This is a genomic window from Flavobacterium sp. NLM (assembly GCF_002210235.1).
Lineage (GTDB): Bacteria > Bacteroidota > Bacteroidia > Flavobacteriales > Flavobacteriaceae > Flavobacterium > Flavobacterium panici.
Window position 1 is genome coordinate 136101 of sequence record NZ_LIAC01000002.1, and the last position, 16870, is coordinate 152970.

The 16870-nt window shown below is 34.7% G+C and carries 10 protein-coding genes; all 10 read left to right on the forward strand.

Translation table 11 applies throughout. The features are described 5' to 3' along the window. The first annotated feature begins 8 nt into the window (after positions 1 to 8). The 10 genes from APR43_RS02770 (at position 9) to APR43_RS02815 (ending at position 16856) form a co-directional block, all read left to right on the forward strand. Complete coding sequence (locus APR43_RS02770) at positions 9 to 2150, forward strand: bifunctional rhamnulose-1-phosphate aldolase/short-chain dehydrogenase (RefSeq protein WP_053471979.1); 2142 nt, start codon at positions 9 to 11, stop codon at positions 2148 to 2150. A 376-nt stretch (positions 2151 to 2526) separates the two neighbouring features. After that, positions 2527 to 3801: a TIM barrel protein gene (locus tag APR43_RS02775; RefSeq protein ID WP_053471978.1), complete on the forward strand. Its 1275-nt coding sequence runs from the start codon at positions 2527 to 2529 to the stop codon at positions 3799 to 3801. A 70-nt stretch (positions 3802 to 3871) separates the two neighbouring features. Continuing rightward, a complete protein-coding gene (locus APR43_RS02780) occupies positions 3872 to 5233 on the forward strand; it encodes an FGGY-family carbohydrate kinase (RefSeq protein WP_053471977.1) in 1362 nt (453 codons plus the stop codon). A 255-nt stretch (positions 5234 to 5488) separates the two neighbouring features. Further along, positions 5489 to 6244, forward strand: coding sequence for a (Fe-S)-binding protein (locus APR43_RS02785; RefSeq protein ID WP_053471976.1), 756 nt, complete (start codon positions 5489 to 5491; stop codon positions 6242 to 6244). A 179-nt stretch (positions 6245 to 6423) separates the two neighbouring features. Further along, the gene (locus tag APR43_RS02790; protein WP_053471975.1) at positions 6424 to 7827 is read left to right on the forward strand and encodes a lactate utilization protein B; all 1404 of its coding nucleotides are present in this window, start codon (positions 6424 to 6426) and stop codon (positions 7825 to 7827) included. Next, complete coding sequence (locus APR43_RS02795; RefSeq protein WP_053471974.1) at positions 7817 to 8404, forward strand: lactate utilization protein C; 588 nt, start codon at positions 7817 to 7819, stop codon at positions 8402 to 8404. The genes APR43_RS02790 and APR43_RS02795 overlap by 11 nt, the downstream gene beginning before the upstream one ends. 148 nt (positions 8405 to 8552) lie before the next feature. Beyond that, positions 8553 to 9014 (forward strand): hypothetical protein, encoded by a 462-nt coding sequence (locus APR43_RS02800; protein WP_053471973.1) that lies wholly within the window; start codon positions 8553 to 8555, stop codon positions 9012 to 9014. A 495-nt stretch (positions 9015 to 9509) separates the two neighbouring features. Beyond that, the gene (locus tag APR43_RS02805) at positions 9510 to 10415 is read left to right on the forward strand and encodes a carbohydrate kinase family protein (RefSeq protein ID WP_053471972.1); all 906 of its coding nucleotides are present in this window, start codon (positions 9510 to 9512) and stop codon (positions 10413 to 10415) included. Between the two features lie 307 nt (positions 10416 to 10722). Beyond that, positions 10723 to 14763, forward strand: coding sequence for a two-component regulator propeller domain-containing protein (locus tag APR43_RS02810; RefSeq protein ID WP_240514914.1), 4041 nt, complete (start codon positions 10723 to 10725; stop codon positions 14761 to 14763). A gap of 695 nt (positions 14764 to 15458) precedes the next feature. After that, positions 15459 to 16856, forward strand: a complete 1398-nt coding sequence (locus tag APR43_RS02815) for a hypothetical protein (RefSeq protein WP_053471970.1) — start codon at positions 15459 to 15461, stop codon at positions 16854 to 16856. Positions 16857 to 16870 lie beyond the last annotated feature (14 nt).

Genomic DNA, 16870 nt, shown 5'->3' on the forward strand with positions numbered 1-16870 from the left:
TGATAACAATGTCAAATACAAATACAAAAAATATGAATTTTAAGCATGTGAGCTATTTTTGGGATGAAGCTAAAGCAGCAGCATTAGCAGGAGATGAAGTAGCGCTTTTCATTTATCGTTCGAACCTTTTAGGAGCCGATTTAAGATTGACTAACTATGGAGGAGGAAATACTTCTGTAAAAATTACAGACAAAGATCCGTTAACAGGAGCAAGTTCAGAAGTTATGTGGATTAAAGGTTCTGGAGGAGATATTGGTACATTGACAAAATCTGGCTGTGCAGCATTGTATTTAGACAGATTGCGTAATCTTGAAAATGTTTACAAAGGAATTGAGTTTGAAGATGAAATGGTAGAATTATTCAATCATTGTATTTTCGATCTGGCTTCAAAAGCACCATCTATCGATACGCCTTTGCATGGTTTTTTACCATTCAAACATATTGACCACCTTCATCCGGATGCAGCAATTGCAATCGCTGCCGCAAAAGACGGAGCAAAAATCACTGAAGAATTATTTGACGGAGAAATTGGCTGGGTAGGCTGGCAGCGTCCGGGCTTTGACTTAGGGCTTCAATTAAGAAGCTGTTTAGAAGAAGCTGCTAAAAAAGGAAAAAAACTACGCGGCATCATGTTAGGTTCTCACGGTCTTTTTACCTGGGGAGATACTGCATACGAAAGTTATATCAATACGCTGGAAGTAATCGAGAAATGCGCGACGTATTTAGAAGATAACTACGGTAAAAAACGTCCGGTTTTTGGAGGTCAAAAAATCGAAAGCCTTCCAGAAGCAGACCGTAAATTAAAAGCAGCAAAAGTAGCCCCAATTTTAAGAGGTTTCTGTTCATCAGAGCGTCAAATGATTGGACATTATACAGATGATGCAAGAGTATTGGAATTCATCAATTCAAACGATCTTTCAAAATTAGCTCCATTAGGGACTTCTTGTCCGGATCACTTTTTAAGAACAAAAATCAGTCCACTGGTTTTAACATTAGATCCAAACGAAGATTTATCAGATGTTGATGCGGTAAAAGCAAAATTAGCTCCTGCTTTTGAAGCTTACCGTGCGATGTACAAAGACTATTATAATGCCTGCAAGAAATCAAATTCTCCTGCAATGCGTGACCCAAATCCGGTGGTGATTTTATATCCGGGAGTTGGAATGTTCACTTTTGCAAAAGATAAAACGATGGCACGTTTGGCATCAGAATATTATATCAATGCCGTAAACGTAATGAAAGGTGCAGAAGCAGTTTCAGAATATACTTCATTGCCGCACCAGGAAGCATTTGATATCGAATATTGGTTATTAGAAGAAGCAAAATTACAGCGTATGCCAAAGCCAAAAGCATTGTCTGGCAGAGTAGCTGTAATTACAGGTTCTGCTGGCGGAATTGGTAAAGCGATCGCTAAGAAATTTGCTCAGGAAGGTGCTTGTGTAGTAATCAACGATATCAACGAAGAGCGTTTAGAGTCAGCAACTGCTGAATTTATTAAAGCTTTTGGAAAAGATGCTGTTGCCAGTACTTTATTGAATGTTACAGATGAAAAAAGCACAGAATTAGCTTTAGACCAAGCTTCTTTAGCTTTTGGAGGTGCAGATATTATTGTAAACAATGCAGGAATCAGTATTTCAAAATCTATTGCAGAACATACGCTTGAAGAGTGGGACAGATTATATGATATTTTGGTAAAAGGACAATTTATTGTTTCTAAAGCCGGAATTGAAGTAATGCGCAAACAAGGTTTTGGAGGTGATATTGTAAACATTGTTTCTAAAAATGCAGTAGTAGCCGGCCCAAATAACCCGGGTTACGGTTCTGCAAAAGCTGCTCAGGCGCATTTAACACGTTTAATGGCTGCCGAATTAGGAGCAGACAAAATTCGTGTAAACACAGTAAATCCAGATGCCGTAATCTCAGATTCAAATATTTGGTCTGGCGGATGGGCAGAAGGTCGTGCAAAAGCATACGGAATCACGGTAGAAGAACTACCGGCTTACTATGCAAAACGTACGTTATTGAATGAAATCATATTGCCGGATGATATTGCAAATGCTTGTTTTGCGTTTGTTGGAGGTTTCCTGAACAAATCGACAGGAAACGCTTTAAACGTAGACGGCGGCGTTGCAATGGGCTTTTATAGATAAAAATTATTTAAGTTTTTTTATAAGTTTGTTTAAGCAAAAGTGGTTTTTTGTGGTCTAGCGTTCGAATTCTTTCGAACGTTAGATTTTTTTAGACAATCCATTTTTATAAGCAGACCAATTACCATAAAATAGTAAAGTTAAACCAGAGTTTAGATTATATAAATTAATCAGCAGAAGTTTTTTAAACACATAGAAACATAGATTTTTTTTCTTGAGTAAAGATTAAAAAGATGACAAGTCATCACACAGAGCTATGTTTATTAATGCAAGTGAAACGCCTTTGAACGTAAAGAAAAACTATGTTTCTATGTGTTAGAAAAATAAACGCAAACGGATAAAATTCATATATTGTAACTCTATTAAAATATCAATAACTATGTTAATCGGATCAAACCACATCGAATCTCATAACGAGGGATTATTAAAAAAACACCAAAACAAACTTGTTTTTACAGCATCAGAAATTGATAATACAGAGTCGATTATCCAAAAACTAATCGACTTTCAAATCGCAATTCCATCTTGGGCTTTAGGAACAGGAGGAACAAGATTCGGGCGTTTTGCAGGAGGCGGAGAACCTCGTTCAATCGAAGAAAAAATCGAAGATGTTGGGTTGCTTCATAAATTAAACAATGCATCAGGCGCTATTTCACTTCATATTCCGTGGGATATTCCACAAGATTATAAAGCAATCAAAACATTAGCGTCACAGCACAATTTAAAGTTTGATGCCATGAACTCGAATACATTTCAGGATCAGGCAGATGCAGAACATACATACAAATACGGTTCATTACAAAACGTAAATAAAGCCGTTCGTAAGCAAGCAATCGCACACAATATCGAAGTTATTAAACACGGAATCGAATTAGGATCAGAATCATTAACCGTTTGGCTTGCTGATGGTTCTAACTTTCCGGGACAGTTAAACTTCCGTAAAGCATATCAAAACACCTTAGAAAGTTTAGAAGAAATCTACGATGCATTACCTTCAAACTGGAAATTATATTTAGAATACAAATGTGCCGAACCTAATTTTTATTCTACAACAGTTGCAGATTGGGGACAATCCTATTCTTACGTGAAAAAATTAGGCGATAAAGCACAAACTTTAGTCGATTTAGGACATCATTTACCAAACGCCAATATTGAGCAGATCGTTTCATTATTATTAATGGAAAACAAACTGGGCGGATTCCACTTTAATGATTCAAAATACGGTGACGACGATTTAACTGCCGGAGCTTTAAAACCATATCAATTGTTCTTAATTTTCAATGAATTAGTTGAAGGAATGGACGCAAGAGGAATGAACCACGCCAAAGATTTAGGCTGGATGATCGACGCATCGCACAACATCAAAGATCCGTTAGAAGATTTATTACAATCTGTTGAAGCCATTATGATTGCTTACGCACAAGCACTTTCTGTAGACAGAAAAGCATTAGAACAAGCACAACAAGAAAATGATGTAGTAAAAGCACAGGAAATTCTTCAAAACGCTTTCCGTACAGACGTTCGCGCTCTTGTTGCCGAGGCTCGTTTACGTTCAGGAGCAGCTTTAAATCCGGTAGAATTATACAGAAGCCTTTCTGTGAGAAAAAATCTTATTGGAGAAAGAGGATTAAAAACATTGGCAACGGGATTATAATTATGAGTTTTGAATTATAAGTTAATATCTGTAATTCACAATTCACAACTCACAATTTACAATTAAAAAAATGAATGTAGTTGCAATTTTTGATATTGGTAAAACAAACAAAAAGGTATTTTTATTTGATGAAAATTATAGAATTGTTTGGGAGAAATCAGTCAATTTTGACGAAACTGTCGACGAAGATGGTTTTCCCTGCGAAGATATAGAAGTGCTTAAAAACTGGATTTTTGAGCGCTTATCAGAAATAAAAGCTTTAACCAATTATATTTTAAAAGCCATCAATTTTAGTACTTACGGTGCTAGTTTTGTCTACATTGATAAAGAAGGAAAAGTTTTAACTCCTCTGTATAATTATTTAAAAGATTATCCGGAGGATTTAAAAAACGACTTCTATAAAAAATACAAAGGAAAAGAAGCGTTTGCCGTAAAAACAGCTTCTCCCGTTTTGGGAAGCTTAAATTCAGGAATGCAGATTTACCGTTTAAAAGAAGAAAAACCGGACTTGTTTAAAAAGGTGCAATATTGTTTACACCTGCCGCAATTTCTGAGTTTTCTTTTAACCAATGAAGCTTACGCCGATATTACAAGCGTTGGCTGTCATACCAATCTTTGGAATTTCAAAAAAATGAAATACCATAAATGGTTAAAAAGTGAAGGCATTTCAGGTAAAATTCCGCCGTTTTATTACGGAAAAGATGTTGTCAAAACAAAAGACGGTTTAGCAGTAGGAGCAGGGCTTCACGATAGTTCATCGGCGATAATTCCATATACCATTAACTTTACCGAGCCTTTTGTTTTATTATCAACAGGAACCTGGAGCATTTCCTTAAATCCGTTCAACAATAAGCCATTGACTTTTGAGGAATTACAGCACGATTGTTTGTGTTATTTACAATACACAGAAAAGCCTGTAAAAGCCGCAAGACTTTTTGCAGGAAACGAACATGAAGTACAAACCAAACGCTTAGCAGAATATTTTAACGTCCCGGTTGATACATACAAAGATGTTTATTTTGATAAAAATGTAGTTTCAAATTTACGCGCGCTAAATTTTCAAATCATTTATCCTAAAAAATACAATTTTGATATTCTGAAAGAATGCCCTTTTCAAAAAAGAGACCTTTCAACATTCAAAAATTACGAAACGGCCTATCATCAATTAATGTTAGATTTGGTAGAACAGCAGGTTTTTTCAACTAACTTAGTCATTCATAACAGCCCTGTAAAGAAAATATTTGTGGACGGAGGTTTCAGTAAAAATTCCATTTATATGAATTTATTAGCCGAAGCTTTCCCTGATGTTGAGGTTTATGCCGCATCAATGGCGCAGGCAAGTGCTTTAGGAGCAGCATTAGCAATTCATCAAAACTGGAATCCTAAACCAATTCAAAATGATTTGATTGATTTGAAGTTTTATAAACATTAAAATAATGGCGCAGATAAATAGATTAAGAATTAAAAATGTGCGTTAAATTGAGATAGTATTGTCATTTCGACGAAGGAGAAATCTTCGCGAGAAGCTCGACAAAGATTGGTCTTTAGTTGCGGAGTTACTTACGAAGATTTCTCCTTCGTCGAAATGACAAACAAACGAGTAGATTCATTCAGATTTAATTTTAGAAAATCTGCGTGTATCTGTTTAATCTGCCAAATCTGCGGGCTAAAAATAAAATAATAAAAAATGAAAATCGGACTATTTATACCGTGTTATGTCGATCAGTTTTACCCAAAAGTAGGTATTGCGACATACGAACTTTTACAGAAATTAGGATGTGAAGTTCATTTTCCGATGGGACAAACCTGCTGCGGTCAGCCAATGGCAAACAGCGGTTATGCACATTTAACAAAAGGCTGTGACACTAATTTTATAGCCAATTTTACCGGATTCGATTATATTGTATGTCCTTCAGGAAGTTGTGTACTGCATGTAAAAGATCATTTGCATGACGAAAAAAATGAAGAAGCCACAACAAAAATTAGAAATACCGTTTTTGAATTAACAGAATTTATAACTGATATTTTAAAAATAGAGCATATAGACGGAAGTTTTCCTTTTAAAGTAGGAATGCACGTAAGCTGCCACGGACAACGCGGATTACATCTTTCTCAAATGTCCGAATTAAACGCGCCATTTTTCTCAAAACCTGAACAATTACTGCATAATATTAAAGGATTAGATTTAGTTGCTTTAACGAGAAAAGACGAATGCTGTGGTTTTGGCGGAACATTTTGTGTGACCGAAGAAGCCATTTCTGTAAAAATGGGACAAGACCGAATTAAAGATCACGAAAGCCATAATGTAGATTATATTACAGGTGGTGATATGTCGTGTTTAATGCATTTAGACGGAATTTTGAAAAGACAAAAAAGCCGAATAAAAACCATTCATATTGCTGAAATATTAAATTCACTCGAAAACGAAGTAAATTTAAGATAAACATAAATTTCTTTTTCTACCATTAAGATATTAAGTTCATAAAGCTTGACTTAATGCTAAAACAGAGAAACTATTTAAAATTGAAGCTTAATTTTCTTTTATCCTTAAGCATTTAAGTTCATAAAGTTTGGCTTAATTAACTTAATACCTTAATGGTAAAAACATTTAACTGACAAAAGATGTCTTCAGAAAAAATAATACAGCACAGCGAAGCCGCAGCAAAGTTCAACAAAGATGTAGAGCGTGTCAATTGGCATGACGAAACACTTTGGTTTGTTCGTGCAAAGCGTGATAAATCGGCACATCAAATTAAGGATTGGGAATTATTACGAGAAACGGCATCCCAAATAAAAGCCAATGTGCTTTCTAATATTCATGATTATTTAGTTGAATTTGAAGCCAATGCACAAAGAAACGGAATCATTGTACACTGGGCAGCCGATGCAAAAGAACACAACGAAATAGTGCATTCAATCATGGCAAAACATGATGTAAAGCAAATGGTGAAATCAAAATCGATGCTTACTGAGGAATGCCATTTAAACGATTATTTAGCCGAAAAAGCAATAGAAGTTATCGATTCAGATTTAGGCGAATATATTGTACAGCTTCGTAAAGAACCGCCAAGTCATATTGTTTTGCCAGCCATTCACCTTAAAAAAGAAGATGTTAGTGAAACTTTCCACGAACATTTAGGAACAGAAAAAGGAAATTTTGATCCGCAGTATTTAACCGAATCGGCGCGTCATAGTTTAAGAAACACCTTCTTAACCCGAAAAGTAGCTTTAACCGGAGTTAATTTTGCCATTGCTGAAACCGGAGAATTTGTAGTCTGCACTAACGAAGGAAATGCCGATATGGGCGCACATTTAGCCGATGTTCATATCGCGTGTATGGGATTTGAAAAACTGATCCCACAGCGCAAACATTTAGGTGTTTTCCTTAGATTATTGGCAAGAAGCGCAACAGGACAGCCTATAACCACTTTTTCAAGCCATTTCAAAAAACCAAGAGACGGAAAAGAACTTCACATAGTTATTGTTGATAACGGCAGAAGCAAACAATTAGGACGCGAAGATTTTAGAAATTCCCTAAAATGCATTCGATGCGGAGCCTGTATGAATACTTGTCCGGTTTACAGACGAAGCGGCGGACACAGTTACCACAATGCGGTTGCCGGACCAATTGGTTCTATTTTGGCACCCAATTTAGACATGAGCAAAAATGCCGATTTACCTTTTGCCAGTACACTTTGCGGTTCCTGTACCAACGTTTGCCCTGTAAAAATTGATATTCACGATCAATTGTACAAATGGCGTCAGGTTTTGGTAAAAGACGGTTATACACCAAAAGCAAAAACTATTGCGATGAAAACAATGGCAACAGTTTTAGCCAATCCAACGATTTTTAATATTGCAGGAAAATCAGGAAGATTTATAATGAAAAATGTTCCTGGAATGGTCAATAATAAAATGAATAAATGGTATGACCAGCGTGAAATGCCAGACGTTCCTGAGGAATCTTTTAGAGAATGGTACAAGAAAAATTCAAGAGAATCTAAAGCAAAAGACAATGAGCAGTAAAACCGAAATTTTAAATAGAATAAAACTAAACCAACCCGATTTAGTGACAGATCTGCCGGATTTAAGTGTTTTAGGTTCAGAAGATTTTGATATTCTTGAAACCTATAAAACAGTTTTAAAAGGTATTGGCGGAGATCCTGTTGAGGTTTCTAATTACAGTGAAATTATCAATTATATAAAATCACATTACAATCTTCAAAAAAGATTAATTACAACACTTCCAGAGCTTTCAGAAATCGCTTCATTAGACTGGAACAATGTTGATCCGCATTCGCTTCAGGATGTTGAATTAACGGTTGTAAAAGCACATTTTGGAGTTGCTGAAAACAGTGCACTTTGGGTAACCGATGATATTTTAGGACAGCGAATTGCTCCTTTTATTGCACAATATTTAGCAATAATTGTTCATAAAAATGATATTGTCCGCACGATGCAGCAAGCCTATGAAAGAATAGGGAATCAGGAATATGGTTTCGGAACTTTTATTGCCGGACCTTCAAAAACTGCTGATATTGAGCAGTCGTTGGTTTTGGGTGCGCATGGTGCGCGTGGATTGATTGTCTTTTTGTTAGATTAATATTTACAGCTTCATCATAAAATAAACTGTGTAAGTGTCTTTTGATTTTACACAGTTTTTTGTTTTTTATATTTAAAGATTTTTATAAAAGCGTGGTAGAGTTTTACGTTATATTTGTTTAATATCATATTAGGTAAAAAGAATAATTATGAAGGAAATAGGACTTAAAATAATTGGGAAAATTTCAGTAATTCTTCTCATTTTAGGCTTTTTATTTTTTTTATTTCTACTTTTTGAAGGATATCTTATAAGAAAAGATATTAAGTTAAATGGAAAAGTCACAGTTGGAAAATGTATTTCACACCGCAAATATAAAGGAGCAAAAATTGATTACTTGATTTACAATATTGAAGGAATACGATATAAAGGCGAAGGCGGTTCTTCAATAGGTTCTTCTGAGCGTGTTGGCAGATTCTACAAAATTCGTTATTCTGAAAAATATAAAGGATCTATAGAAGCTGATTTTGATCAGGAAGTAACAGATACTACAGAAATCTTGAAAGCCGGCTTTACCAAAAGCGATATGTATGCTTTCGCTAATGATTCCATAGCTGCTCGCGAAGCCTCACTTAAACAAGAAATTCTTGCAATACTCAATATCAAAGAATAAGTATGTTTTTATTGTATTGAATATGTAGTCCCTACGGGACAAATTTTGAAGGCGTGATCGTGGAGTGCTACCGATATTTAATCTCTCCGAGATATTTCATTGAAATAAATAACGTTACAGATTACTCCGTTAGGAGTTTCATATCGGTAGAAGAAACAATAACATTCCCCTTTAAGCATACCCCGTTAGGGGTTTCATATCGGTAGAAAACAATAGCATTACGAGTTAAGCATAGCCCGTTAGGGGTTCAATATCGGTAAAGAATAAAACGACAGTAGAAATACTCCACTAGGAGTATATGGTCGGTAGAAAAAAATAAAATTTAGCACATACCGCATACTCCGTTAGGAGTATTTGATTCATTACAAAAAAATAATAATTATATAAAAAGAGGATTTTTAAATCCTCTTTTTTATTATACAATAACTAATTTCTAGGTCAGTTTTAATTAAAAGTATAACTTTATATTTCAGGATTAACAAAAACAAATTAGGAATGAGTAACGAAAAAAAGCTTAACGCGATTGCGTACGGAGAAGTGCTGTGGGATGTTTTTACCAACGAAAAAAAGATAGGCGGCGCACCGTTGAATGTAGCTTTGAGAATGAAATCATTAGGCTGTGATGTTGCCATGATTAGCTGTGTAGGAAATGACGAAGACGGAAAAGCCATCATAGAAACCGTAAAAGATTTAGGACTCGAAACCGCTTCCATAATTACCTCAAAAGATTTCCCAACAGGATTGGTAAACGTAACTTTAGATCAAACAGGATCTGCAACTTATGAAATAAAATATCCATCGGCTTGGGATAAAATTATATTAAATAACGAAGCAAGAAAACTTACTAATGATGCTGATGTTTTAATTTACGGAAGTTTGGTCTGCAGAGATGAGGTTTCCAGAAAATCATTAGAAGAACTTTTACAAACAAATACTTATAAAGTTTTCGATGTCAATTTAAGAAAGCCACATTATACGTATGAGATTCTTGAAAAATTAATGAAATCCGCCAATTTCGTAAAGTTTAATGATGAAGAAATTTTAGAAATATCCTCAGCTTTAAATTTCCCACATACCGATTTAAAAGAGAATATGAATTTTATTTCTTCTTTGGCAGACGTAAAAGGAATATGCGTTACAAGAGGTAAACACGGAGCTTTACTATTATGGGAAGGCACTTTTTATGAAAATATTGGTTATCCAATTGTGGTTGCTGATACTGTTGGTGCTGGAGATTCTTTCTTAGCCACTTTAGTAACCTCTTTACTTACGGATAAAAAACCGCAGGAAGCTTTAGATTTGGCTTGCGTAATGGGCGCTTTGGTTGCTGGTTCGCCGGGTGCAAATCCGAAAATTTCTTTGTCTCAGATTGAAGATTTAATGAGAGGAAAAGTTGAATAACCTCAATTTACTCGTAAAGGTTGTCATTTCGAGGAACGAGAAATCGCACAAGTATTTCCTTAAAGTGAATCGCCAATCTTTGTAGAGTTTCTAGTGTGATTTCTCCTTTCGTCGAAATGACAAAAAATGAGTAAAAGCTATAGCCACACCAACAAAAACATAGGTATAACTTTATTAAAAACAATCAACCGCTATAAAAATCCTATAAACAAAGGGCAAAATATAATTTTTATATTGTAATTTTTGTAAAATACTGTCAAATTAGCTTATAATTGTACTTTTTACAAGTATTTTAAAAAATTACACTTTGAAGCATTTTGTTCTATATCTTCTGCTAATAAGCTTTTCATTTTCAGGATATTCGCAAGATTATCCCGTTAAGTTTTTGGATATATCTGACGGATTATCAAATAATTCCGTGACCACGATATTTCAGGACAGCGAAGGTTTTATGTGGTTTGGAACTTACGATGGCTTAAACCGATACGACGGCTACAATTTCAAAGTTTTTAGAAACCGAATCAACGATCCAAAATCATTATTGTTCAATGCGATTTACAATATTGAAGGCGATTCTAAAAACAATATTTGGGTAGGAGGAAACAACGGAGTTTGTATTTATAATAAAACCTCGGCTACATTTCATTCGGTTGAATATACATCTTCCAATAAAAAAACAAAAAACTTAAAAGACATTGTACATCAGATGCGGTCTGTTTCTGATAAACTGTTTTTAATTGCTTCTCAAAATCTAGGATTAGTTGCGTTCGAAAATGGTTCATTTATTGGGAAACCAATTCCGCTTACCGTTTTAGGAAACCAAATCAACGTCAATAATTACGACGCCATAGCCATTCAGGAAAATAAGAACAAATCCGGAAGCTGGGTTTATATTCGAAATGTTGGACTTTGCAATTACACTTATAAATCACAAAAATTACAAGTTGTTTTTCCGCTTTCGATTGGCGTAAAAGCAATGAAATTATCTTTAGATGGAAATCTTTGGTTCGGAACCGACGAAGGCCTTTTTCTGTTTAACACCAAAACAGGAACACTTTCGGATAATTATTTTTCAGGTAAATGCAGTGTAACCGATATTCTCGCAGACAAAAAAGGAGAAATCTGGGTTACAACAGACGGCTGCGGCATTTTTCAGGTTATTGGAAACAATAAAAAAGCCGTGCCTTATAATTCGGTTAAAAACAATCAACTGGCGAAAAGTAATTCGGTTTGGAGTTTATACGAAGATAAATCTGGTAACAAATGGTTTGGTTCCCTTCGCGGCGGAATCAGTATGCTGAGCGATACGCCAAAATATTTTAAAAGCATCAGATACAATGGAAAAGATCCTGCCGAAAACTTTATTTTGTCTTTTTGCGAAGACGAGAAAAAGAATGTTTGGGTAGGTACAGATGGTGCAGGTTTAAAATATTGGGATAGAAAAAAAAATACGTACACAACTTATGAAAATTTGCTTCCAAGTACTTTTATTACAGGAATAATTCGGGATGATAATAATGATATTTGGATTTCTACTTGGGCGGGAGGAGTCAACAAAATAAATAAAAGTGATAATAGTCTAAGACACTATGCCTGCTATAATACTTTTACCAAGCAGATAGAAAAGAATATTTGGTTTGTTTTTAAAGATTCAAAATCAAATATTTGGGCAAGTGCCACAAATGAAGGTTCACTGTATTTTTTAGATAGAAATGAGGATAGTTTTAAACTCTTTAATAAAAACATTGATAATCTGCAATGTATGGCCGAAACTTCAGATGGAAAGCTTTGGGGAGGAAATTATACGTCTTTATTTTCTATAGAAAAAAATACCAAAAAGATTACCAAAACCACAATAGGAAATCCTGTTCGATGCATTCATGAAGACAAAGACAAAAATTTATGGTTAGGAACGCAGGAAGGCGGTTTGCTTTTATTTGACCGAAAAACGAATAAATTCAAAAGATTTACATCTGATGACGGACTTCCATCCAACACTATTTTAAGGTTATTTGAAGATAAAGGAGGAAATCTTTGGATGAGTACGTATAATGGTATTTGCCGATTTGATAAAAAGAGAAAAACCTTTCGTAATTTCTCTGTAAACGACGGGCTTCAAAGTAATCAGTTTAGTTTTAATGCCGGACTTCAATTATCAACAGGAGAATTTCTTTTTGGTGGCATAAACGGTTTCAATATCTTTTTTCCCGAAGCGATTAAAGGATTCAATCAAAAAAACAATGTTTTGCTGACTGATTTTTATGTAAACAATCAGCCAATTGAAGAGAGCAAAGCAGAAATCACAACCGATTCTGAAAAAGTAAAAGAATTAGAACTGGCTTATGATCAAACCACTTTATCATTAGAATTTGTTGCCTTGGATTATAACAATGCCGACAAAATAAATTATGCTTATTTTTTAGAAAACTGGGACGAACAATGGAATTATGTGGGTCAGGCCCGAAAAGCAAATTACTCCAGACTTCCCGAAGGAAAATATACTTTTAAAGTAAAAACAACCAACTTTAAAGGAGGCTGGAACAAAGAAGTCAGCCTTGTTTCGATACAAGTTTTGCCGCCTTGTTATAGAACCTGGTGGGCTTATTTATTGTATATTTTGAGTATTGCAGGACTTCTTTTCGTTTATCTGGATTATCATAAAAACAAAGAAAAATTAAAATATAAAGTCAAAATTGCCGAACTGGAAAGCAAGAAAGAAAAGGAAATTGCCGAAAAGCAATCTTCCATGTTTACTTATATTTCGCATGAATTTAGAACACCGCTTTCGCTGATTATAAATCCGTTGAAAAAAGCGGTTCAGAAAGAAGATTTTCAAAATGGTTCTTCGGGAAGTGATTTGGCAATTGCACACCGAAACGCCAGAAGACTTTTAAGCCTTGTAGATCAACTTTTACTTTTTAGAAAAGCAGAAAATGATGCCGATTCATTACGATTGTCTCCAATAAATGTGAATAACCTTTGTAATGAAGTGTATCAATGTTTTGTAAATCAGGCAAAAGATAAAAACATCGATTATAATTTTACGATTCCAGATCATGAAATTGTGATTATTGGCGATTATGAAAAAATTGAGATTTCGTTATTCAACTTAATGTCAAATGCTTTTAAGTACACACCAATTGGCGGCGAAATAAATCTTATAGTAACAGAAAGTGATGAGGAGGTTTTTCTTGAAATCTCGGATAACGGAGACGGAATTGAGAAAAAAGATATCGAAGTAATTTTCGAAAAATTCAAACAAATCAATTCAAAAGTTTCAATAGGAACCGGTTTCGGAATCGGACTTTTTATTGTCAAATACTTTGTAGACAAACATAAAGGTAAAGTAAGCTGCGAAAGTGAAATTGGTAAAGGAAGTACATTTAAACTAGCTTTTCTAAAAGGAAACAGCCATTTTGAAAATGTAGAAATTACAAATGACGCTCCGCAAAGAAGCCAGTTATTTGATGAATTAATAATTGACGATTCCGAAGAAAACAATTCGGCTTCAAATACTATAGTTTCAGAAAGTGATTTCCAAAAAATCATGCTTACTGAAAAACGCACCGTTTTAATTATTGATGATAATGCCGAAATCAGAGCGTATCTGATAAAATTATTCTCAGAAAACTATGTCGTTTACAGTGCCGAAAATGGAGAAGAAGGTTTAAAACTGACCAAAAAACACATGCCGGATCTTGTAATCAGTGATATTACAATGGAAGAAATGGACGGTTTAGAATTGTGCCGAAAAATAAAAGAAAGTAACGATTTGTCTCATATTCCGGTAATTCTGCTTACGGCATCAAAAAATCCTGAAACTCATTTGCAGGGAATCAATGATGGTGCCGATGATTATATCACAAAACCATTTGATGATGATATCCTAAAAGCACGTGTAGAATCTTTACTGCGAAACAGAAGCAACCTGCGAACTTATTTCTTAGACAGCATTACACTTAAGGAAAATACCCAAAAAGTTCCGGTGGAATATCAGGAAATGCTAAAAAAATGTATTGACATTGTAGAAGCCAATATTCACAAAAGAGACTTTACCATCAAAAACTTTGCACTCGAAATGGGAATGAGTCACAGAACGCTTTATACTAAAATCAAAATCATTTCGGGACAGACTTTAAATGCTTTTATACGTTCTGTTCGTATTCGAAGAGCGGCGATGTTAATGCTCACCGAAGACATGAATATTACGCAGGCAAGTGCTGAAGTTGGTTTTGAAGACCCAAAATATTTCAGACAGCAGTTTGTAAAACTCTTTGGAATGACACCATCAGAATACATTAAAAAATACAAGAGTTCTTTCAACTCAGATCTCAATATTATCAAATAATAAGGTTTTTTGTCATTTCGACCGAAGGGAGAAATCGCACTCGTAACTCGACAAAGCATCTCTCCAATCTTTGTCGACAACCTTGTGCGATTTCTCCCTTCGGTCGAAATGACAAACAGAATTCTTGTAAAAAACATGAAATTTAATAATTACGTATTATGTAAAAATATGCTGGTATTTTTTCGTAGTCCTTAAAATTTAACTCAAAATAATGGTTAATTGCAATTTTGACCTCCTTTTTTTTCCATTTTACCCCTGCTGGAAAGTTTGAATTAAACATTTCTTTGCAGTAATAGTAATTAAGTTAGTCATATTACTATATTATAATCATAAGTGTTTGTTTCGATAAGTTTTTATCAGTTTAAAAAATTGAGCCTTTTTTAAACATTAAGTAAGAGTTGGTTTTACAGTATAACTTATCATACCCGCAGCTCTTAAAAACTGCGGGTAAAATAACAAACAGCAAGATTCAATAAAGAAGAAAGAAAATAGAACAAAGAGGAAAGATCAAAAAGAAAAAAATATACTAACAATTAACCAAACTCACCAATATGAAAATAACCAGATAATCAATTGCAGTCTGTTTAGCCTCAGGAACAGATAAGACCAAACTTAAAAAATGACCTACAAGTTTAAACCAACTTACGTTTTTAGAAAACGACAAACTAACTAAACCTAACTTTAAAAATTAAGAAATGAAAAAAAATGTATTTTTATTTTTTCTTACCCTTTTTGCCATCTTTTTTACCGGATGTCAAAATAACGAATCAGGATTTCCAAGTTCTGATAATCCTACGGTAGTGGTATCAACAAAAGAAATTTATGGTGCACCAAGCAGAAAATTTGAAATCAAAGCCGCTCTGGCTGATGATTTAGGATTAAAAAGCGTAGAGATTCAAATTCCAGAATTATCGCTTGATAAAGTAATCTCATTTGCCACAGATCCGCTTTTAAAATCATACGATTTGAGTTACTTTTTTGAAGTTCCGGCAAACAGAGGAACTTCTGAAGCATTCAAAATAAAATTAATTATTACAGACGTTTCGGGAAATGTTGTAAATGAAGAAGCCAATCTGCGTTTAGACGGCGAATTTGCTGCTCCATCGATAACAATGGTTACTCCAAAAGAAGGTGCCGTTATCTTGTTATCAACAAGTAACCAAATGCCGGTAAATTTTGTGGTAAACGACGATTCAGGAATTGATTATGTTCAGGTGAAATGTGAAGCGCTTGGTATTGACGAAACTGTTACGTTAACAGGTTCGCCTCAATCGTATACGTTCAATAAAACGTATACACTGCCTGTAACGGCTGCAGATTATGTATTGACCATTACAGCAAAAGACAAATTTGCGATTCCGAATACAGGAACTTTAAGCGTAAATATTGTAGCTACAAACGAATATCCGGCGCTTTATTTATGCGACCAGCCAAAAGGTACAAACTTAACGACAGATGCAGTTGGAGTTCCGATGTATTTCCACGAAAAAAGCGGACAGGATTTCGAATTCAAATACTACGCAGATAAAGACAATAAAGAAATTTATTTCTTAGGTCAGGAATCCGATTTTGCACCACATTGTTTTGGATTGAATACTTCTGGAGAATTAGTAGACGATGTTGCTTCAACGGCAATTATTCTTCCAACAAAAGGATATTATAGTATCAAAGTAAATCCAAATACTTTAAAATATACAGCCACAAAATATACACCTTCAAGCAAAGTCTGGGCAGATATCGCGAACGGATTATGGCATGATGACGAAGCTTTAAGAAGACCATTCGTGAGTGTTTGCGGCGGCGGAATTCAGGGTGCAGATTGGGATACATGGACAGCCTGGGTTCAAACCGGACTTCATTTAGCAAATAATCCAAACAACCCTTATCAATTAGTGGGAGAATATACTTTGACAGGACAAATGGAAGCAACTTTTACAGGTCAATGGTGGAGCCCTTCATGGAGATTAATTAAAAATGGTATTTGTACCATGTCACCGGGAGAAAACGGAAATGCTAAATACCCAGCAGCGGCCGGAGTTTACAAAGTAGTTCTTGATACAGAGTTAGAGAGAGTTTTTATAACAAAGAAATAATTTGTTATCAGGCT

Coding starts and splice junctions, on each gene's coding strand:
- APR43_RS02815 (WP_053471970.1), top strand. CDS start 15,459: ATGAAAAAAAATGTATTTTTATTTTTTCTTACCCTTTTTGCCATCTTT.
- APR43_RS02770 (WP_053471979.1), top strand. CDS start 9: ATGTCAAATACAAATACAAAAAATATGAATTTTAAGCATGTGAGCTAT.
- APR43_RS02805 (WP_053471972.1), top strand. CDS start 9,510: ATGAGTAACGAAAAAAAGCTTAACGCGATTGCGTACGGAGAAGTGCTG.
- APR43_RS02790 (WP_053471975.1), top strand. CDS start 6,424: ATGTCTTCAGAAAAAATAATACAGCACAGCGAAGCCGCAGCAAAGTTC.
- APR43_RS02775 (WP_053471978.1), top strand. CDS start 2,527: ATGTTAATCGGATCAAACCACATCGAATCTCATAACGAGGGATTATTA.
- APR43_RS02800 (WP_053471973.1), top strand. CDS start 8,553: ATGAAGGAAATAGGACTTAAAATAATTGGGAAAATTTCAGTAATTCTT.
- APR43_RS02795 (WP_053471974.1), top strand. CDS start 7,817: ATGAGCAGTAAAACCGAAATTTTAAATAGAATAAAACTAAACCAACCC.
- APR43_RS02780 (WP_053471977.1), top strand. CDS start 3,872: ATGAATGTAGTTGCAATTTTTGATATTGGTAAAACAAACAAAAAGGTA.
- APR43_RS02785 (WP_053471976.1), top strand. CDS start 5,489: ATGAAAATCGGACTATTTATACCGTGTTATGTCGATCAGTTTTACCCA.